This window comes from Pantoea sp. alder81 (assembly GCF_020179835.1).
Classification (GTDB): domain Bacteria; phylum Pseudomonadota; class Gammaproteobacteria; order Enterobacterales; family Enterobacteriaceae; genus Pantoea.
Map to the genome: position 1 here is coordinate 23197 of NZ_JAIUDA010000002.1, position 19211 is coordinate 42407.

Annotated in this window: 19 protein-coding genes; 7 read left to right on the plus strand and 12 right to left on the minus strand. The window is 48.8% G+C overall.

Translation table 11 applies throughout. From position 1 onward, the window contains the following. The first annotated feature begins 28 nt into the window (after nt 1–28). Both LBW88_RS05030 and LBW88_RS05035 read left to right on the plus strand, forming a co-directional pair. Nucleotides 29–304, plus strand: coding sequence for a hypothetical protein (locus LBW88_RS05030; protein ID WP_224931967.1), 276 nt, complete (start codon nt 29–31; stop codon nt 302–304). Between the two features lie 165 nt (nt 305–469). After that, a complete protein-coding gene (locus LBW88_RS05035; protein WP_224931965.1) occupies nt 470–1663 on the plus strand; it encodes a YadA C-terminal domain-containing protein in 1194 nt (397 codons plus the stop codon). Nucleotides 1664–1854: 191 nt separating this feature from the next. Here LBW88_RS05035 and LBW88_RS05040 read toward each other — a convergent pair whose 3' ends face one another. Both LBW88_RS05040 and LBW88_RS05045 read right to left on the minus strand, forming a co-directional pair. Then, on the minus strand, nt 1855–2112 hold the full coding sequence (locus LBW88_RS05040; RefSeq protein WP_224931963.1) for a YrhK family protein: 258 nt from the start codon (nt 2110–2112) through the stop codon (nt 1855–1857). Nucleotides 2113–2125: 13 nt separating this feature from the next. Continuing rightward, nucleotides 2126–2800: an SOS response-associated peptidase family protein gene (locus LBW88_RS05045; RefSeq protein WP_224931961.1), complete on the minus strand. Its 675-nt coding sequence runs from the start codon at nt 2798–2800 to the stop codon at nt 2126–2128. Between the two features lie 297 nt (nt 2801–3097). Between LBW88_RS05045 and xisR the strand changes: the two genes are divergently transcribed. Further along, complete coding sequence (gene xisR, locus LBW88_RS05050; protein ID WP_224931959.1) at nt 3098–3313, plus strand: excisionase family protein; 216 nt, start codon at nt 3098–3100, stop codon at nt 3311–3313. A 2-nt stretch (nt 3314–3315) separates the two neighbouring features. After that, nucleotides 3316–4554, plus strand: coding sequence for a site-specific integrase (locus LBW88_RS05055; RefSeq protein WP_224931957.1), 1239 nt, complete (start codon nt 3316–3318; stop codon nt 4552–4554). 77 nt (nt 4555–4631) lie between these two features. On the opposite strand, the gene LBW88_RS05060 is transcribed toward LBW88_RS05055, so the two are convergent. After that, nucleotides 4632–5690, minus strand: coding sequence for a DNA cytosine methyltransferase (locus tag LBW88_RS05060; RefSeq protein ID WP_224931955.1), 1059 nt, complete (start codon nt 5688–5690; stop codon nt 4632–4634). A gap of 25 nt (nt 5691–5715) precedes the next feature. Next, nucleotides 5716–7551, minus strand: a complete 1836-nt coding sequence (locus tag LBW88_RS05065; protein ID WP_224931953.1) for an ATP-dependent nuclease — start codon at nt 7549–7551, stop codon at nt 5716–5718. Between the two features lie 306 nt (nt 7552–7857). Between LBW88_RS05065 and ttcA the strand changes: the two genes are divergently transcribed. After that, nucleotides 7858–8796, plus strand: coding sequence for a tRNA 2-thiocytidine(32) synthetase TtcA (gene ttcA, locus LBW88_RS05070; RefSeq protein ID WP_224931951.1), 939 nt, complete (start codon nt 7858–7860; stop codon nt 8794–8796). Nucleotides 8797–8847: 51 nt separating this feature from the next. Here the strand turns inward: ttcA and LBW88_RS05075 are convergent, their stop codons facing one another. From LBW88_RS05075 to LBW88_RS05085, 3 genes are all read right to left on the minus strand, one after another. Then, nucleotides 8848–8994 (minus strand): hypothetical protein, encoded by a 147-nt coding sequence (locus LBW88_RS05075; RefSeq protein WP_224931949.1) that lies wholly within the window; start codon nt 8992–8994, stop codon nt 8848–8850. A gap of 308 nt (nt 8995–9302) precedes the next feature. Beyond that, nucleotides 9303–10286, minus strand: coding sequence for a zinc transporter ZntB (gene zntB, locus LBW88_RS05080; RefSeq protein WP_034821343.1), 984 nt, complete (start codon nt 10284–10286; stop codon nt 9303–9305). A 211-nt stretch (nt 10287–10497) separates the two neighbouring features. Beyond that, complete coding sequence (locus tag LBW88_RS05085; RefSeq protein ID WP_224931947.1) at nt 10498–12117, minus strand: peptide ABC transporter substrate-binding protein; 1620 nt, start codon at nt 12115–12117, stop codon at nt 10498–10500. A gap of 209 nt (nt 12118–12326) precedes the next feature. On the opposite strand from LBW88_RS05085, the gene mpaA reads away from it, so the two are divergent. Further along, the gene (mpaA, locus tag LBW88_RS05090; RefSeq protein WP_224931945.1) at nt 12327–13040 is read left to right on the plus strand and encodes a murein tripeptide amidase MpaA; all 714 of its coding nucleotides are present in this window, start codon (nt 12327–12329) and stop codon (nt 13038–13040) included. Here mpaA and ycjG read toward each other — a convergent pair. Then, nucleotides 13009–13995, minus strand: coding sequence for an L-Ala-D/L-Glu epimerase (gene ycjG, locus LBW88_RS05095; protein WP_224931944.1), 987 nt, complete (start codon nt 13993–13995; stop codon nt 13009–13011). The two genes, mpaA and ycjG, sit on opposite strands and share 32 nt — an antisense overlap. A 154-nt stretch (nt 13996–14149) precedes the next feature. On the opposite strand from ycjG, the gene tpx reads away from it, so the two are divergent. Then, entirely contained in the window at nt 14150–14653 is a 504-nt protein-coding gene (tpx, locus tag LBW88_RS05100; protein ID WP_224931943.1) for a thiol peroxidase, read from the plus strand. A 74-nt stretch (nt 14654–14727) separates the two neighbouring features. Here the strand turns inward: tpx and tyrR are convergent, their stop codons facing one another. From tyrR to pspD, 4 genes are all read right to left on the minus strand, one after another. Further along, nucleotides 14728–16293 (minus strand): transcriptional regulator TyrR, encoded by a 1566-nt coding sequence (tyrR, locus tag LBW88_RS05105; protein WP_224931942.1) that lies wholly within the window; start codon nt 16291–16293, stop codon nt 14728–14730. A 213-nt stretch (nt 16294–16506) separates the two neighbouring features. Continuing rightward, nucleotides 16507–17580 carry a YcjF family protein gene (locus tag LBW88_RS05110; RefSeq protein ID WP_224931941.1) on the minus strand — a complete coding sequence of 358 codons (1074 nt, stop codon included), beginning with the start codon at nt 17578–17580 and terminating at the stop codon, nt 16507–16509. Then, the gene (locus tag LBW88_RS05115; RefSeq protein ID WP_224931940.1) at nt 17577–18974 is read right to left on the minus strand and encodes a YcjX family protein; all 1398 of its coding nucleotides are present in this window, start codon (nt 18972–18974) and stop codon (nt 17577–17579) included. The genes LBW88_RS05110 and LBW88_RS05115 overlap by 4 nt, the downstream gene beginning before the upstream one ends. Further along, entirely contained in the window at nt 18955–19203 is a 249-nt protein-coding gene (gene pspD, locus LBW88_RS05120) for a phage shock protein PspD (RefSeq protein ID WP_224931939.1), read from the minus strand. Before pspD ends, LBW88_RS05115 begins: the two co-directional genes overlap by 20 nt. Nucleotides 19204–19211 lie beyond the last annotated feature (8 nt).

Genomic DNA, 19211 nt, shown 5'->3' on the forward strand with positions numbered 1-19211 from the left:
GAATTATCGCTCATAATCGGAAAAAATCATGAAGAACGAATTACTGCATTATATAGAAAAGCGTTTCATGGATGAAACAAACAACCCTATGGAGCACTTGGTTTATTTTATAGCAAAGCTGTCTCTGACGGCTAAACCGGTCGCATGGCGAGTGAGGCGACCGGGAAGTGAAGACATGATTTTTAATTGCCATAAAGGTGCCATTAATTTCATGAAAAAGCATGGCAATAACAATGACAGTATAGTGCCACTTTTTGAGGCGCTCAAAATTGACACCTCTGACAAAAACGCAAACTCGAGGTGACAGCATTTTATGCAGCACCTAGGGTAATGTAATAAATCGATGATAGCAATTATCAACAACACACAAGGTAATTTTAAAATCATTAGAAATTACGTAACAAATCACCAAATACTACACACGTCATACCAATAGTTCTCACCCATTTTATAATAGGGAAATCAAACCATGCCAGTAATGAACCCGAAATTAGCCTCAGGCGTAAATTACTCAATGAATAATATCAGGAATATTATAACATTAATGGGAGGTGTATTTTATCTAATTCCTTTCCATTTACAAGCTTACGAAATACACATAGATTACAGTCATAAATCAGAAATAGAAAAGATAAACAAAAACATCAACGAGATTTCGAACAATAAATCCCTGATAGATGGCAATAAGAAACTAATAAGCAATAACAATAATTTAATAAAACAAAACAACAATGACATTAGGGAAAACGCATCCAACATCGCCAATAATCTAACGATCACTGACGCAAACGGACATAGAATAATGGAGAACCTAAAACTGATTAGCGATACAATTGATCAAGTCAACAAAAACCAACAGAACATATCTTCAAATTTCAATCACACCACTGAAAATCGTCAAATGATTGATAAGAATTCCAATAGCATTAGCGACAACCGAAACGCTATAAATTCTAATACTAATAGCATTATTGAAAACCACAAACTCATTGATTCAAATGCAATAAACATGACTAAAAATAGAAAAAAAATCAACAACAACATTCTTGATATTAGCAACAATCGTAAACTAATCGACTCCAACACCAACGACATCAATATCAATCAAAGAAAGATCGCACATAACAAATTGAATATTGATAAAAACCGCTCCGATATTGACGCCCATTCCAAAACTTTGAAAGAGCATGATAAATCCATTCTTTCTAATAAAAAGGACGCAGCAATTAATCGTAAAAATATTGTAAGAAATAAGAATAGAATAGAAATGAACACTCATGACATCATCAAAAACAGAGATGATATATCACATGCTGATGGGCTAATATTTGACAACACGCAGAGAATAGATGAGCTTAGACATTCTCATCATATATTTGAACAAAAAACAGAAGCAAAATTTGCGGCTGTGGATAAGCGTATTGGAGAAAACCATCACAAGGCAATGGCGGGAATAAGCTCAGCGATGGCCATGTCTGCAATACCTTTTGTGGAGGGTAGGCGATTCAGCCTTGGGCTGGCCGGAGGAACCTATGGCGGTCAGGGTGCAACAGCCATGGGAGTGAAATTAAGAGTCAACCAGCGTTTTAACGCCAGCACATTTGCCAGCCTGGACACTACAGGCCATATGGGTATGGCAGCGGGTGTTTCATATGGCTGGTAACACATGAACAAAAGCCCCCTCCCGGGGAAGGGGGCTTCGACCTGACCAGCAAAATGAATGATTGAACTGGATTTGAAAAAACCTGTCAGGTAAATTAATTTTATGCAGGTAAGGTTGCGGATCAATATCATTTTTTTATTAAAAACGCTCCCTTTATTCTGCAACTCTTGTCGCCAGTATAACAATGTGGCTCAGTAAGTACGCTTGCGCACTCGATCAACATGTATCAGTTCAATCAGTGTGATTGCTGGCCGGAGAAGTAACTGCAAGCTCCCGGCAACAAACAGCCAGGTACCGTCTGTCATCATTGACTCATAAAAGAAGAAAATGCTACCCGTTAAAAACCATAACGCGATGAGCAGGTCATTGAATGCCCCCAGCGCGCGATAACGCCTTTCAATGATGATGTGATCTGGACCTATGTCTATTTCTGCTGCTCGCTTTAGCATCCCCTCTCCGGCGTTAGCCTGTTTCAATCTGTCTGATAAGCGTAGCACCCTGATTGTGAACGTTACCGACTCGGGTTGTAACAGGATGCCAGGTAAATTCCTTTTCTGGCAGAGCGGCATCATGCGCGATTTCCTGCGCTCGCTCAGGCGTGGTTCCTTTGCTTAACCATTCGCATACAGCATCAGCCGTCAGGACCAGTGGCCGCCTGTCATGGATATCCACCATGCCTTTGTTGCTGGCGGCAGTTACGATGACGAACCCCTCATTTCCATGGTCTTTATCGTAAGGCGCTTTACCGATGGCGGCGAAGAACAGGGGTTCTTTCTTCTTGTGATAAATCAGGTAGGGCTGTTTCTTTTCCCCGTCCCGTTTCCATTCGTACCAGGCATCAGCAGGCACAATGGCACGGCCATGGTTCCAGAGCGGTTTGAACATGCGCCCCGTTGCAGCGGTTTCACCGCGGGCGTTGATGAGCGGCTGCTTGTCCCACCATTCGGGACCGTAGCCCCAGTAAACCGGATCAAAGTGCAACTCGCCTTCTCTTTCGTTGAGCAGCAATACCTTAGTCCCCGGGGCAACGTTAAACCGCCCTATCGGCTCCGGATCATAGAGAATTTCCTCAGGCGTCAGCCCAAGGGATTCAAAATACTCGTCTCTGCTGCTGTACTGCGCAAATCGTCCACACATAAGCACCTCCAGTTTTAAGGATAGGCGTTATTGCCTGTGGTAGTGAATACCACAGCAGATTTGCTGATCACTAAGGAGAATGGGCTGGCTGGATATGATGTTTACTGCATTAGATATAATCCTAAATTTTCTATTGATATTCAGAACACAACTGACTCATCTTCCTTTACTCATTTCTGAATTTTTTCATTCCGGGGGATAATAGCGGCCTTTTTGTCCTCCCTTCCCCAAATCACTTTTCCTTAATGCTAGTTGCTGCGGGTAATGGCAAATATCAAAAATCCATTGAGATATCGTATGACTCAGATCGTATTTAATGAAGAGTGGGTAGTAGAAAAGAAACTCACTGAACGCACCGGGCTTGGAAGCCGTCAGATTGAAAATTATCGTCAGGAGTGTTGGATAGAAGGTGTCCATTTCAAACGCGTTTCGCCGAAAGGCAATCATGCGAGTAAGCGCGGGACAACCTGGTACAACTATCCCCGGATTAACAAATTTATTCAGGATTCATGATAATGGCTGCTTTACCTACCGGCGTGGAAATCAGAGGTAAAAGTCTCTGCATCTGGTTTATGTACCGTGGTAAAAGATGCCGGGAGCCTCTGAAAGGCTGGACGAACACGCCAGCCAATATCAAAAAAGCCGGTAGTCTTCGCGCCATTATTGTCAGTGAAATTAACTTAGGAGAATTCGATTACCACAGACGCTTCCCCTCATCGCTTAGAGCGCGCAAGGTCGTTACCACACTCTCGATAAATACGATGGGTGAGCTGTGCGATGCCTGGGTCAGAATTAAAGAAACGGAACTGACCGCCAACACCATGCGTAAAACCAAATCGCAGCTGAAGACGTTATTGCACATCGTAAATGCTGACACGCCCATATCTGCCATAAGACACAGCGACATCCTGAATTACCGCCTTGAACTTCTGAACGGCACAACTTTATACAACCACAATAACCGTTCCAACAGGATCGGCCGCTCCGTGCGTTCGGTAGATAACTATATCTCCCTCCTAAATTCGATTCTTCGCTTTGCCTATATCTCGGGTTTCATCAAAAATAAACCATTCGAGGGTATTAAGAAGCTGCAAAAGTCCCGACCTAAGCCTGATCCTCTTTCCAGGGCAGAGTTTGATCTGCTGATGCAAAGCGAAACGGGACAAAGCCAGAACATGTGGAAATTCGCCATTTTCTCTGGCGTTCGCCATGGTGAGCTGGCCGCACTCGCCTGGGAGGATGTAGATTTCGAGAATGGGACGATTCACGTACGCCGCAACCTGACTTCCATGGGGCTTTATGGTCCGCCCAAAACGCGTGCCGGCATCCGCTTGATAAAGCTTCTGCAACCCGCAATTGATGCGTTAAAGGCACAACGTCCCCTCTCTGAGCATCAACCTAAGACTACAATTGTGATCCATCATCGTGAGTATGGTAAGACGGAAAAGCAGAAAGTGCGTTTCGTTTTTATCCCGCGAGTGAAGAACGGAAAGCAAAAACCGGGATATTCCTTATCAAGCATTGGCGCGCGCTGGGAAGCCGCTGTAAAACGTGCTGGAATTCGTCGCCGTAATCCGTACCATACGCGACATACTTTTGCCTGCTGGCTTCTGTCAGCTGGCGCTAACCCGTCATTCATAGCGAATCAGATGGGGCATGAGAACGCGCAGATGGTGTTTGAAATCTACGCGACATGGATTGAAGAGATGAATGGTGAGCAGGTTGATATGCTTAACAGCAAATTGGTATTTTGAAGCACAGCGCCATTAGAAACTTGAGTAAAAGACTCTATAGTTAAGGCTCGAAAACTCTTAAAAATCCCAAGTCTTATCTACTCATATTTATTTTTATTTTTTTCAACCAATTGGAGAATGTGCTTTCCTATTGCTTCTGACATTTTTGGCGGTACAGCATTGCCAATTTGTCTTGCTTTAGATTGCATTCCTCCTACAAATTTATAATGATCAGGAAATGTTTGTAAACACGCAGCTTCACGAACAGTCAAAGCCCTGTTTTGGTCTGGATGTCCAAAACGCCCATTTGAATAGCTAATACACTTAGTGGTTAATCCGCTTGCCGGTTTGTCCCAACTTAAACGCCCATATACATCAGTATGACCTTTGTGCTTCTTATGGCATTCAAGTAATAAATGTGCTGGCCATGACTCCCTCCCACCACCTTCAGGGGTACATTGAATGCGTTGGAGGTTTTTTTCAGATAGTTTTGCCGCAATATGGTCTTTAATATGAGCGTGACTCTCTCCCGCCCCAATGGGCGGTAGATGGCTAATCCATTCTCTAACTGTTGAATAAGGATTTTTGCCATCACCATGAGTTTTTTCAGGCAAAGACACCTCATAATCTTTTGCAGCTAATAAAACCAGACGTTCCCTAGTTTGAGGCACTCCAAACCAAGAAGCGGGTAGAACCTTATAGTCAAAATTATAACCAAGGTAACTTAGCGTTTTCAGAAAATCATTAAAAGTGCCTTCGCTTTTGTCAAATTTTTGCATACCAGGTACATTCTCAACAAAAACGAAATCTGGAACATTTTTTTTGACGAATCGTGCAAACTCTTTCAAGAGGTCTAATCTAGGATCATCATTCTTTTTATTAGAGTTTTGTCTTGAGTATGGTTGACATGGTGCACAACCTGAAAAAAGCACTGGACAATTTTCTGCTACTTGCTCTTTAAATCTTGCTAATATGTCTTCATCTACACTTCTGATGTCTGCATTAATAAATGTTGAGTTTGGAAAATTTTCACTGAATGAAGCGGCTGCGTCTGCATCAAAATCGAGCCCAAAAACCACATCAAAACCAGCCTGATGAAAACCTTGACTTGTTCCGCCGCAACCTGAAAAAAAATCGAACACTTTGATTTTATTCATTTTATTGTCCTCTGCACTTCGAAATCTATTCAATAATACCACGGTCTAAAGCTTGTGCCAGCGACTTTCTAATCTGCTTGAAAACCACATGTTCATAATCAATTGTTGTGAGCAAAATGTTTTGAACAGCAAACACATCTGCGCCTGATATTTCATCTTTTTCTTTACCTATAATTTTCTGGCTTAAGAATTCTATTTTGTTTTTATTGACATCTTTATCTTCTAAATCCCATTCATTTTCATTGATTATAGATAAATATTGTTGATTTTCACATTCTGATATTAAAAACTCTTCAGGAGTGTTCACAGGTAAATAATGAACTTTTTTGAAAGCATATTCCAGCACTGCACGCTGACTCTTTTTAAGCTCGTCTTTATTTACCCCATCCCTGTTTCCACTTGCATTAACTGTAAGTTCACAGTCAAAATACTGCTTCATTGTTGTTACTAAGTCTCGATCAGAAATCTCTTCAATTTTCTTCGGTTTTAATTTCTTGTTCTTATCACCATCGAGTAGAAATAAAATATCCTTCCTGTCAACTAAAGAATAAGTCGGCAAATGCTTGCTTAAAATAGTTTCTGCACCACCAGGTATATATATGATGTTGAATGATTTCCTTAACCGTTCATCATTCCTTATGGCGCGTTTAACTAATTCTGCCGCAATTTTATCCTCTGTAATTATCGTTCTACATGACAAATCATGGCCAAGTTCGACAAACGCTTCGTCTGCAGAAATATTTTGTGCAATTTTAGATGTTTCAGTTTTCAAATCATATATAAAAAGCTTGATGGATTCCTTAGGTAAGAAATTCACTATAGTTGGAGAGTGTGTTGAAATAACAACCTGATGTTTCTTTTCGGAGACTATTTCGAAAATAATTTCCATTGCTCTTTTCTGAGCCCCTGGATGTAATGACACTTCTGGCTCGTCTAACAAAACAAGGGAATTAGGCTTTGCATTAAAAAGACTGATAATTAGAGAAACCACTGCAAACTCACCACTACCTGCATATGCTTCTGTATAGCTCAGTTGATCTGTGGATAATAAAGCAGTACCACCTCTAGCGCCCCAAAACCGATGCTCCAGGAATCTTATGTTTTGATAATCACGACCTAAAACATAAGATACTGCTTCAATCATCTTTGGATTTAAAGTGATATTTCTAACAATTGTTTCTTTATTCCACAACTTTAATGACTTAAGATTTTCATCGAAAGCTTTTTTAATATATTTAGACTTCCCTCTTATAAACTCTTGCTTGGTAATTAACTTCCCACTTTTTTTCTTCCGCACCTTATAATCAGAATGATACATGCATCTATCATAAGCACTTAGTTCGGATCTAAAGTCTAGAAATACCAATGGTTTTCTAATTTTATTAAATCTAGTAGCATTGCCCGTTTTCAATGCAACTTCGGCTTGGCTCTCCATGTCATCACCTACCAACGGCCTGCTCGTCTCCCAATAATCCAAAGTTTGTTTAGTAGCATTTACCCGAGTCTGCAGAATTTCAACCTCTTTATCAAATTCATTTTTATAACCATATATATATCTAGGTTTTAAAGATGAGCCATCTGTAAGTTGCAATTCAGGAAATACGTCTGTTTCAGTTGTAAACCAATATCGAGTAATGTTTTTACCATTTGGGCATCCAAACAGCGCTTTGATTACTGAACTTTTGTTGGTTCCATTTTGCCCAACCAATACAGTTATCGGAAATTGAAAATCAATCCTTGCATTACGTTCTAAATTTTTGAAATAAGGAAATCTGACATGAGTAATAAAGGATTCAAACTCTCCATTAGCAAAGCTTTTTTTTAATTTTCTTACCATGTCCTTATGATCTTTATCATTCATATGTAAATCCTTGATAAGTATTCAAATGAAAAAAATTGAGCAATAAGAATAATTGCAGTTAGAATTCCGTTTGTCTGATGAGCGATGATTATTTCATCAATTTGAGAATTGTGCTTCATAAAAGACAATTGACTAGAATTTACTCGAGGTTTATCGCTCAGGCAAGATGTCAACATCATGTAATTATGACTGACAACTGTCAAAGTAAAACGTACTATATGTTCAATGATTCGCTTATAGACGCTCATCGCCACTACCTAGGGCGTGTTGCCCTTTAGGTGCCCCTTAAGCAATGCAAAATCCAAAATGATCGATATAAATCAAGAAGTAACGAAGAAAGAACAATATAACCTGAACAAGCTTCAGAAGCGTCTGCGTCGTAACGTGGGCGAAGCCATTGCTGATTTCAACATGATTGAAGAAGGCGATCGCATCATGGTTTGCCTGTCAGGTGGTAAAGACAGCTACACCATGCTGGAAATTTTGCGCAATTTGCAGAAGAGCGCGCCGGTGAACTTCTCACTGGTGGCGGTCAATCTCGACCAGAAACAGCCAGGATTCCCGGCGCACATTCTGCCCGCGTATCTGGAAGAACAGGGTGTCGAGTATAAGATCGTTGACGAAGATACTTACTCCATCGTTAAAGAGAAGATTCCGGAAGGCAAGACCACCTGTTCGCTCTGTTCACGTTTGCGTCGCGGGATTCTTTACCGCACCGCCACCGAATTGGGCTGTACCAAGATTGCGCTGGGCCATCATCGCGACGATATCCTGCAGACAATGTTTCTGAACATGTTCTACGGCGGCAAAATGAAAGGCATGCCACCGAAATTGATGAGTGATGATGGCAAGCATATCGTCATTCGTCCGCTGGCCTATTGTCGCGAAAAAGACATCATTCGCTTTGCCGAAGCGCGTCAGTATCCGATCATTCCGTGCAACCTGTGCGGATCACAGCCGAACCTGCAGCGTCAGGTCGTTGCCGATATGCTGCGCGATTGGGATAAACGTTATCCTGGCCGTATTGAAACCATGTTCAGCGCGATGCAGAACATCGTGCCATCGCACATGGCGGACATTAATTTGTTCGACTTTAAAGGCATTCAACACGGTGATGAAGTGGTCGACGGCGGTGATATTGGCTTCGATCGCGAAACCCTGCCGGTCAAACCCGCTGGCTGGCAGCCGGAAGAAGAGGATGCATCCGCATCAAGCGTGCGCCTGGATGTGCTAGAAATTAAGTAATCATCAGTGATTCAAATTAAGGCGCAGCGCTTCGGCTCTGCGCCTTTTTTATTACCGATGCGGAGGTGGATCGATAATGGGCGGAAACTCAGGATCGTGTGGAGGATCCGGTTCCGGAATCGGCTGCGGATGAGGAATCGGCTCTGGAATCGGTGGCGGATCGGTTGGGATAGGTTCGCTGGCAATAAATGCTTGCATGCCCTGCTCCTTGTCGCTGAATGTCCTTTAAGCATAGGAAAGGAAAAGCGACCAAGCCAAGCGGGCAAAAAAAAAGCCGGCGGATTAGCCGGCGTTGTACGAATCAAATGTGCTATGCAGTAATTCTAAAAAAGGAAGTAAGACAATATGGAGCGCAACGCCCATCGCTTGACGTTGCATTCACCTGCGAGAGAGAGTTTGCCCCTGTTAGGTGATCCACTTATTGATATCGATCAGGTTTTTCCCGCTTTTCTACTTGTGGCATCTTATTTAACAGCGGGTTTACGCTTTATAACGTAGTACTTACACTACAACCAGTTACGCCGTTTGAGCCATATCGCCACGCCCACTACCATCACCAGCAGCAACACGCAGAAAGCCGTAAAGCCCAGCGGCCAGCTACCACCGGGAATACCGCCAAGGTTGACGCCAAATAAACCGGTCAGGAAAGTGGCAGGCAGGAAAATCATCGCCATCAGCGACATGGTATAGGTACGGCGGTTCATTGATTCAGCCAGCAAAGACGCGACTTCATCGGCCAGAATGCCGGTACGCGCCACGCCAGCATTCAGATCGTCCAGCCCGCGCCCCAGACGATCGGCCACGTCCTGCATACGGCGGCGATCGTCATCATTCATCCACGGCAGCTTTTCACTCGCCAGTCGGGCATAAACGTCACGCTGCGGCGCCATATAACGGCGCATTACAATGAGCTGTTTCCGCAGCAGCGCCAGTTCACCGCGTGCAGGCACCTGCTGATCCATTAACGCATCTTCCAGCTCAATGATTTTATCGTGCATTTCTTCGATAAACTCGCTGGCGTGATCGGTGAGCGCATCACAAACATCCACCAGCCAGCTGCCGCCATCCACCGGACCATTGCCGTTTTGCAAATCGGCCAGCACTTCATCAATGGCGTAGACTTTGCGACGGCGCGTAGAAACAATCACTTTGTCGTTGATAAACACGCGCATGGCAACGAGTTGATCAGGTCGTGAATCGGCGTTGTGATTGACGCTGCGCAGCACAATCATAAAACCGTCGCCTAAGCGCGTCACGCGAGGACGCATGCTGTCGCCCGCTAACGCATCGCGCACGGAATCGGGGATCAAAGGGGTATTTTGCAGCCACTCGGCACTTTGGCGTTGCGTGTAGTTCAGATGCAGCCAGCACGGACGTTCACAGTTGATGACATCTTTATCTTCAATCGGGATAACTCCGCCTTTACCATCCAACTGGCAGGAGATAATCGCATCCGAAACTTTTAATGCTTTTCCTTCAATGACGTTCACTGACTCGCCTCACTATCAAAATCAATACGATACAGTCTAGCGTGGCGCAGACGAGTTGCAATCATCAGGCTGTGAGCAAAGATGACAAGGAAGCGGCTAGCGCCAGAGAAACATGAGCAGCCGCGGTGCAATGGAATGCGCCTCCTTACCCGTTGAACCGGTTAAGAAGCACGCACTCAATCACGCCGCTCTGCTGATGTACGCGGTTAAATCAATGCTTTTCGATCCACAGCTCGCGGCTGTAGGCGACATCTTCCGGGTTAGTGATTGGATATCCTTTCACAAACGGCTTGATTAGACGTCCGTTGGTGTATTGATAGATCGGTGCGATAGGCGCCTGATCGGCAATGATCTGCTCCGCTTTGTTGTAGTCGGTGTTCCGCGCAGCCACGCTGGTTTCCATACTGGCCTTATTCAGCACCGCATCATAATCCGCGCTGTGAAAACGGGCGATATTACCAGTGTGTGTTGAGGTCAGCAGACTCAGGAAAGTGGAAGGCTCATTGTAATCCCCGACCCATGACGCGCGAATCACGTCAAAGCTACCGCTGTTACGGCTGTCAATGTAGGTCTTCCACTCCTGGTTTTGCAGCGTAACGTCAACACCAAGATTTTTCTTCCACATTGAGGCCACGGCGATCGCGATCTTCTGATGGCTTTCCGAGGTGTTGTACAGCAGCGTCAAATGCAGCGGTTTGCCAGGACCGTAGCCAGCGGAAGTCAGCAGCGCTTTTGCCTGTGCGTTCAACTCCTGCTGGCTGTGCTGTTGCAGATAACTTTGCTGTGGCGTAAACCCTGCGGTGACGTCCGGTGTAAAGTGCCAGGCCGGTTTTTCCCCCGTTCCTAACACTTTCTCAGCGATGATGCGGCGATCGATACTCCATGACAGCGCTTTACGCACGCGCACATCGGCGGTTGGACCCTTTTCCGTGTTAAAGGCGTAGTAATAGGTGCCCAGCTGATCCGGCGTATACACCTGGCCCGGCAGCTCTTTTTTCAGCAGCGCATACATATTTTTCGGGAAGGATTCGGTGATATCGATATCGCCCGCGCGGTAACGTTTTGTGGCGCTGGACTCTTCGTTAATAGGGATGAAGGTCACTTTGGTCAGGACAGAGTGGCTGTTATCCCAGTAGTGTTGATTACGCACCAACACGATTTTTTCGTTCACCACACGGTCCTGCAATTGATAGGCCCCGTTGCCCACTAATTTACCAGGTGCCGTCCAGCTATCAGGATTTTGCTCAATCACCTTTTGCGGCACCGGATACATCGCGGCATTCGCCACCATGCTCGGGAACCACGGCACTGGGCGTGACAATGTCACCTTCAGATGATTGGCATCGGTGGCTGTGACACCCAGCTTATCGGCACTCATTTGCCCTTTCGTAATGGCATCCGCGTTTTCGATGCCACTTAGCGCGGCAAACCACGCAAAGGGAGAACTGTTTTTGGGTTCGACCAGGCGTTGCCAGCTATAGACAAAATCCTGCGCGGTGACCGGTTCGCCATTAGACCAGCGCGCATCTTTACGCAGCGTGAAAATCCAGGTTTTGTTGTCGTTGCTATGCCAGCTTTCGGCCACGCCCGGCACGATTTTGCCGTGTGCGTCCTGATTGGTCAGCCCTTCGAACAGATCGCGCATCACCTGAATTTCCGGCAGGCCCACGGCTTTCATCGGATCTAGCGAGGCGGGTTCGTCTTTGATATGGCGAACAATTTCCTGTGTCGGCGCTAACTGTGCGCCCGCTGGTACATTTGCGGCGAACACCGGTGAGAAAACGCCAGCAATCATTACGACGGCCAGCGTCTTGCGGAAAGTTAATGTCATCACCACTCCTTTACCCAAAAAAATGGCGACTGCGAAGAGGTCTGCGTCGCCAGCGTCTTTGGTGACTCTATCGCAAATTGCTGATTGATATATAGCTATTTCCCTGTCTGCTGTTTACCGTTATGTTGAGGCTGAATTATCGGTCACATTTTTAATCCTGAACGCCAACCCGATTCAGGCTCTTTTGCACGATTTCAGAGAGGAATGTCATGTCGTCACATCATCCCCGTACGCTGCGCGGCAAACTCGACGCGGTCTGGCAACAATATGGGCAATCGGTGCTCGGTGCACCGTTGCTGTGGTTTCCGGCCCCGGCGGCCGATGCCGACAGCGGATTGATTATTGCCGGCACGCACGGTGATGAAAATGCCGCCATCGCGACCTTATCCGGTGCGATGCGTACGCTGCCTGAGTCGCTGCGTCGCCATCATGTGGTGCTGGCGGTGAATCCCGATGGTTGCCAGTTGGGGCTGCGTGCCAATGCGAACGGTGTCGATCTCAACCGCAATTTCCCGGCCGCCAACTGGCAAAATGGCGACACGGTATATCGCTGGAACAGCGCGGCGGATGAGCGTGATGTGGTGTTGTCGACGGGCAGCAGCCCCGCTTCCGAGCCGGAAACGCGCGCGCTGTGCCAGCTAATCCACCAAATCAAGCCGCGCTGGGTCGTTTCCTGGCATGAACCTCTGGCCTGCATTGACGATCCGCACCACAGTCACCTCGCGCAGTGGCTGGCGGAACAAACCCAATTACCGGTGGTAAGCAGCGTCGGGTATGCCACGCCAGGCTCTTTTGGCAGCTGGTGCGACGATCTCGGCTTGTTGTGCATTACTGCCGAGATGCCGCCTATTTCGGTGGATGAAGCCACCGAAGTTTATCTTGATGCGATGATTAACCTGCTGCGCTGGCAGCCGCAGGCTTAAGCACGCCGTGTGAGAAATGCAGCGACGGCTCAACATCGGCAGCCAGCCAGGTGGGGCCGTCAAGATCGGCAAATTTTGCGATCGGTGTCAGCGGTAACGCCGCGCGGATCGCACGCGAAGTACACAGCATACAGCCGAGCATCACCGCAAACCCTTGCTGACGTGCCTCTTTTGCCAGCGCCAGAGCCTCCGTCAATCCGCCGGTTTTATCCAGCTTGATGTTCACCATCTCATAGCGCCCTTTTAACTGCGGCAACTGGTCCCGTGTATGACAACTCTCGTCAGCGCAGATGGGCAATGGGTGCACAAAATTCTCCAGCGCGGCGTCTTCTGCTGCAGGCAGCGGTTGCTCTAGCATGGCGACGTTGAGATCCGCCAGCAATTGGCAGCGTGCCGCCAACCCCTCTGCATGCCATGACTCATTGGCATCGACAATCAAAGTGGCTTCGGGAACAGCGGTGCGAATCGCCACCAGGCGCTCGCTGATCAGGTGGTTATCAAGTTTGATTTTCAGCAGAGTGGCGCCATGCTGCCACAGCGCCAGCGCACTGCTGGCCATGGCGTCTGGCGTATCAATACTGATGGTGTGCGCAGTGGCAATCTCCTCCGCCAACTGTACGTCGCACAGCGCCTGCAACGTTTTGCCCTGCTGCTGACGCTCCAGGTCCCACAAAGCACAGTCCAGGGCATTACGCGCGGCACCCGCGGGTAATGCCTGCTGTAACGCTGTACGCGTCATGCCGTTTTGTATTGCGGGCAGTTGACTTGCGATTTGCTGCATCACCGAAGCTTCATTCTCCCCGTAGCGTGCATAGGGCGTGGCTTCACCGACGCCTTTAAGTCCGTCCTGTTCGATTTCCACCACCACGACATGGGCTTCCGTTCGACTGCCGCGTGAAATAACAAACGGCGAATGCAACGGCCAGGCTTCCGGATAACTCTTCACTGTTCTCATTATTTCTCCTTAAATCCGCAGCTTAAATGCGAGCCGCCTCGGTTTTCACTACGAAATGCGCTCGTAAACCCTTCAAAATTATGTCATAAACAAACGCTATATCTGCTCTGGTAGGCTTAATGCCAGACTTATTCTTCGCTAAAAAGGAAATCGTATGTCTCAGAATGTTCACTTCCAGGGTAACCCGGTCCCGGTTGCAGGTCACTTCCCGCAAGCAGGCGAACAAGCTAAACCTTTCAATCTGGTGGCTAAAGATCTTAGTGACGTATCCCTTTCTCAGTATGCAGGTAAACGCAAAGTTCTGAACATTTTCCCAAGCATTGATACCGGCGTATGCGCCTCATCGGTTCGTAAATTTAACGAGCGTTCAGGTGAAGCGGATAATACCGTGGTGCTGTGCATCTCTGCTGACCTGCCTTTTGCCCAGTCACGTTTCTGTGGTGCAGAGAACGTGAGCAATGTGGTTACGCTGTCGGCTCTGCGCGGTGCTGAGTTCAAAGAAGATTACGGTGTGGCGATTGCCGATGGCCCACTGAAAGGCCTGACTGCACGTGCTGTGGTGGTGCTGGATGAAAACGACAAAGTGATTTACAGCGAATTGGTGAACGAAATCACCGAAGAGCCAAACTACGATGCGGCGCTGGCTGCACTGAAGTAAGCATTTTTGATGTGATAAGGGCGCACTTCACGAAGTGCGCCCTTTTTTATGGCAGTAAGATGAGCGCTATGAAATTACTCGCTTTCACCGCGCTTTTGACCCAGCCCGTATTCACGCAATTTATTGGCAATCGCGGTATGTGATACACCAAGGCGTTTCGCCAGTTTGCGCGTACTTGGATAAGACAAATAGAGCCGCGTCAGGACCGAACGTTCGAAGCGGCTGGTGATGTCATCCAGCGAACCTTCCATCGCTTCCTCGCCTAGCGTCACATCTAATGCCTGCTCGGGCAGAATGATGTCCTGAGGACGCAACTCGTACCCTTCTAGCTGCGTCAGAGCGCGGTAGAGCGCATTTTTCAGCTGTCGCACATTACCTGGCCAGTTATAGCGCGTCAGGAACGGTGTCAGCTGCGCGGACAGACGCGGACGCGGCAGACCCTGCTCATCGGCAAAGCGTGCCACAAACATCTCCGTCAGCGGCAGAATGTCCAGTGGGCGTTCACGCAAAGGCGGCAAATTCAGCGTCAGCACATTGAGGCGATAAAACAGATCTTCGCGGAACTCGCCACGCTGCACCAGCTCAATCAGGTTCTTCTGCGTGGCACAAATGACGCGCACATCCACATGCACTTCATGTTCTTCACCCACGCGACGGAAAGTGCCATCGTTGAGGAAACGCAGCAGCTTTGTCTGCATGCGCGGCGACATCTCACCGATTTCATCCAGCAGCACTGAGCCGCCGTTGGCCTGTTCAAAGAAGCCTTTCTTGCCTTCCAGCGCATTCGGGTAAGCCCCAGCCGCGTGACCAAAGAGTTCGCTCTCAGCCACATCATCCGGTAAGGAGGCACAGTTGAGTGCCAGGAAGGGCTTCTTACCGCGTGCGCTGCGTAAATGGCAGGCACGCGCCAGCATGTCTTTGCCGGTGCCGGTATCGCCCACAATCAGCAGCGGCGCATCATGCATTGCCAGTTTACGTGCCTGATCGATCACCTGACGCATTTTCGGCGTCACCGCCACGATGTGGTCGAATTCAGACTCATCCGTCACGGTGAGATTTTGCAACTGACGGCCCATGCGGGCGGTGGATTTCAGCGTGATCATTGCGCCCACCGGCTGATCGCTCTGCCCTTCTTCTTCCGCCAGATAAATTGGTCGCGCTTCCATCAGGAAATCACGCCCCTGAATCACAACGTGATGTGCCTGTGCTTCCACACGCTCATTCTCGATCCAGCGCTGGAAGTTGAAACCGGTGATCAGGGTCGCGGCGTTTTGGTTACGCAGTTTCTGTTCATCAAGATTGAACAGGTTTTGCGCTGCCGGATTGGCGAGTTCCACTTTGCATCTAAGGTCGATTGAGAACACCGGTTCCGGCATAGCGATCAGTAATGCACTTAACGCGCGATGTTCACGCTCAGAGGGCATGTAGCTCACAGTGCGCACATCTGTTACGCCAGGTGTACGACGGATTTCCGCCATCAGCGTACTGAAGGGTTCGAATTCAAGGGCAGAAAAGTTGAGATAGATGCGACCGAGCGGCGCAATTTCAATACCGCGCAGGTCGATGTTGCGCGCAACCAGCAGGTCGAGTAGCTCGCGCGCCAGACCGATGCGGTCCTGGCAGAAAACTTCCAAACGCATTGCGATGAGCCTTAGTCAGGTTTTGATTTTAGTGATAATACGCTAACTTGCAGCGCCTCAGAAGGGGGCTGTCATGAAAAGTTGACAGTTTGAGGCAGGTGACGCGAAGAAGTGTAGCGGAACGACCCCTAATAATCCCGCCAAATATCACATTTAACAAAGATAATTTCACCTTTCACCCGGTTTGCAGCGTGAAAGGTGAACAAAGAGAGATTATTTAGCAGCCTGCCCTGGTTTACCCCCACTCTTAGACAGGGATTCTTTCAGCTGAACCAGTAATTCCCGACGGAAATCCCCGAGACGCGGCTTATCATCTTCCAGCCATGGCAGCGGACGACACAATTCCATGGCTTTGATGCCTAGTCGCGCGGTCAGTAAACCGGCGCCAATGCCCTGAGCGGCGCGCGCCGAGAGGCGTGCCGCGATGTCCTGCGACATCCAGTCCATCCCCACTTCACGTACCAGCTCGGAGGCACCGGCAAAAGCCATGTTCAGCAATACCAGGCGAAACAGGCGGATGCGGCTGAAATAGCCCAACTCAATGCCATAAATAGCCGCAATACGATTAACCAGCCGCAGGTTGCGCCAGGCAATAAATGCCATGTCCACCAGCGCCAACGGGCTCACCGCGATCATCAGCGTGGATTCTGCTGCGTGGCGGCTGATCTCGCGATGCGCCTGACGATCCAGTACCGGTTGCACCAGCTGGGCGTAAAGCATCACAATTTCGCGATCGTTATGGGTTTCATGCAGCGCCGCGTGCCAGCGCTGCAGAGCCGGGTGTGCCTGATCGAGCTGCGCCTGCTGAGCCAGCTTTTCGCAAAAAGCGCGGCCTTTACCGATACCGTGGCTGTGCAGTAATTCCCGCCCGATATCGCGCTCCTCGGCTCGCTGGCGCAGTCGGTAAAGACGACGCCATTCGCCGATTAATGCCCCGGCTCCGGCAATCACAATCAGACCTCCAGCCACGCCGGTGCCGAGTGAAAACCAATCGCGCGTAATCCAGGCATCATGCATCCACTGAGCGCCCTGCGCGACCACGCTGATACCAAAAATTCCCAGCCCCGCCCCCACCATCTTGCGCCATAAACTGCGTTTGGGGCGCAGCGCGGCCTCAACCACCTTTTCGCCTTCGCCCTCTGCCAGCGGCTCCGACTCTGGTGTAGCAAGAAACGCGCCCTCGCTTTCCTCACTGAAGGTGTGTGCCGCACGCAGCGGTGGTTGCGCATCAGCTTCCAGCGGACGGGCAAAATCAATGCGCGGTTTTATAGGGGTTTCGTCGCTCATCGCAATTTATCTCCAAGTAAAAATTCCAGCGCGGCATCCATGCGAATGTGCGGCAGCGGCCGATCGACATCCAACTGCTGCGGCTGGAACTGTTCAAACTGAAATCCTTGCTGCTGCCAGAACTGATGTCCGGGCAAACGTGGCGGCACTTCGCCGGGATAAAAGGTCAGTGCTTCACCATCATTAAGACGATGGCCGCGCAGTGCTGGCATTTTCTCACCACGATGATCCACCAGCCCACTTTCTGTGGCCTGCACCGATGCCAGTCCAAGGCAATCCATGCTGATTCCTTCAAACGCCGCGTTTTGCCAGGCATCCTGAACCAATTGCTGTAACAGCGACACCATATTGGCGTGCTGATCGGACGTGATATGGTCGGCTTTGGTAGCGGCAAACAGCAACTTATCGATCACCGGGGAAAACAGACGACGGAACAGCGTGCGCTGCCCATAATGGAAGCTCTGCATCAACTGCGTGAGTGCCAGCCGCATATCATTGAACGCTTGCGGTCCGCTGTTTAACGGCTGCAAACAATCCACCAGCACGATCTGGCGATCAAATCGCAGAAAATAATTTTTGTAGAAACCTTTCACCACGTGCTGGCAGTAGTAGTTAAAGCGTTGCTGCAGCACGGCAAAGTTACTGCCTGCGGGGGCCTGCAACAGCTTGCTGGCGTGAATCTCATCCACCTGTGGCCACGGGAAGAACTGCAGCGCCGGGGCGCCTGCCATATCGCCCGGCAGCACAAAGCGGCCTGGCTGAATAAAGTGCAACCCCTCGGTTTTGCACTGATGCAGATAATCCGTCCAGGCAGCAGCAATCTCCGCGAGACGATTTTCATCCGCTGTTGCAAAAGGATCGAGATCCTTTGACAGACTGTGCCAGCGCGCTGCCCACTGCTGGCGATCGCCCTGCAGTAAACCCATCATCTGTCGTGACCAGCTGAGGTAATCGTGCGCCAGCATCGGCAGATCGAGCAGCCATTCACCGGGATAATCAACGATTTCAAGATACAGCGTGGCGGTATCTTTGAAGTGGCGCAGCAGTGATTGCTCAGGACGATAACGCAGCGCAAGACGCATTTCGCTGACACCACGCGTCGGCGTTGGCCAGACGGGAGGCGTACCGTAAAGTTGTGCCAAACCTTCATCATAGGTAAAACGTGGCGTCCCCAGTTCACGCTGCGGCACACGTTTAACGCCCAGCAGACGCTCTTCGCGCACCACGGAAAACAGCGGCAATCGGGCGCCGCTGTGAACATTAAGAAGTTGGTTCACCAGTGAGGTGATAAAGGCGGTTTTCCCGCTGCGGCTCAGGCCGGTTACTGCGAGGCGCAGATGGCGGTCAACACCGCGGTTCATCAACGCCGACAATTCATTTTGCAGTCTTTTCATCGTTTTCCCTGATGAAACGTGCTGACAGGCGATTAAATACCTTACTCAGCAACGGTTCCAGGGCGGCCGCCAGTAACAGGCGCAACGGGCGACGCGCCACCGATTTTACTGCCCAGCCAGCCAAGCCGCCGGGCCCATAGGTTACTGCACTGATAATGATAAATTTCCCCGCCGACTTCAACGCAGGTGTCGCGCGGCGGCGCAGAGCAGTGATACGCGGATTGTACATGTCCACTC

Coding starts and splice junctions, on each gene's coding strand:
- LBW88_RS05030 (WP_224931967.1), top strand. CDS start 29: ATGAAGAACGAATTACTGCATTATATAGAAAAGCGTTTCATGGATGAA.
- LBW88_RS05035 (WP_224931965.1), top strand. CDS start 470: ATGCCAGTAATGAACCCGAAATTAGCCTCAGGCGTAAATTACTCAATG.
- LBW88_RS05040 (WP_224931963.1), bottom strand. CDS start 2,112: ATGCTAAAGCGAGCAGCAGAAATAGACATAGGTCCAGATCACATCATC.
- LBW88_RS05045 (WP_224931961.1), bottom strand. CDS start 2,800: ATGTGTGGACGATTTGCGCAGTACAGCAGCAGAGACGAGTATTTTGAA.
- xisR (WP_224931959.1), top strand. CDS start 3,098: ATGACTCAGATCGTATTTAATGAAGAGTGGGTAGTAGAAAAGAAACTC.
- LBW88_RS05055 (WP_224931957.1), top strand. CDS start 3,316: ATGGCTGCTTTACCTACCGGCGTGGAAATCAGAGGTAAAAGTCTCTGC.
- LBW88_RS05060 (WP_224931955.1), bottom strand. CDS start 5,690: ATGAATAAAATCAAAGTGTTCGATTTTTTTTCAGGTTGCGGCGGAACA.
- LBW88_RS05065 (WP_224931953.1), bottom strand. CDS start 7,551: ATGAATGATAAAGATCATAAGGACATGGTAAGAAAATTAAAAAAAAGC.
- ttcA (WP_224931951.1), top strand. CDS start 7,858: ATGATCGATATAAATCAAGAAGTAACGAAGAAAGAACAATATAACCTG.
- LBW88_RS05075 (WP_224931949.1), bottom strand. CDS start 8,994: ATGCAAGCATTTATTGCCAGCGAACCTATCCCAACCGATCCGCCACCG.
- LBW88_RS05085 (WP_224931947.1), bottom strand. CDS start 12,117: ATGACATTAACTTTCCGCAAGACGCTGGCCGTCGTAATGATTGCTGGC.
- mpaA (WP_224931945.1), top strand. CDS start 12,327: ATGTCGTCACATCATCCCCGTACGCTGCGCGGCAAACTCGACGCGGTC.
- ycjG (WP_224931944.1), bottom strand. CDS start 13,995: ATGAGAACAGTGAAGAGTTATCCGGAAGCCTGGCCGTTGCATTCGCCG.
- tpx (WP_224931943.1), top strand. CDS start 14,150: ATGTCTCAGAATGTTCACTTCCAGGGTAACCCGGTCCCGGTTGCAGGT.
- tyrR (WP_224931942.1), bottom strand. CDS start 16,293: ATGCGTTTGGAAGTTTTCTGCCAGGACCGCATCGGTCTGGCGCGCGAG.
- LBW88_RS05110 (WP_224931941.1), bottom strand. CDS start 17,580: ATGAGCGACGAAACCCCTATAAAACCGCGCATTGATTTTGCCCGTCCG.
- LBW88_RS05115 (WP_224931940.1), bottom strand. CDS start 18,974: ATGAAAAGACTGCAAAATGAATTGTCGGCGTTGATGAACCGCGGTGTT.
- pspD (WP_224931939.1), bottom strand. CDS start 19,203: ATGTACAATCCGCGTATCACTGCTCTGCGCCGCCGCGCGACACCTGCG.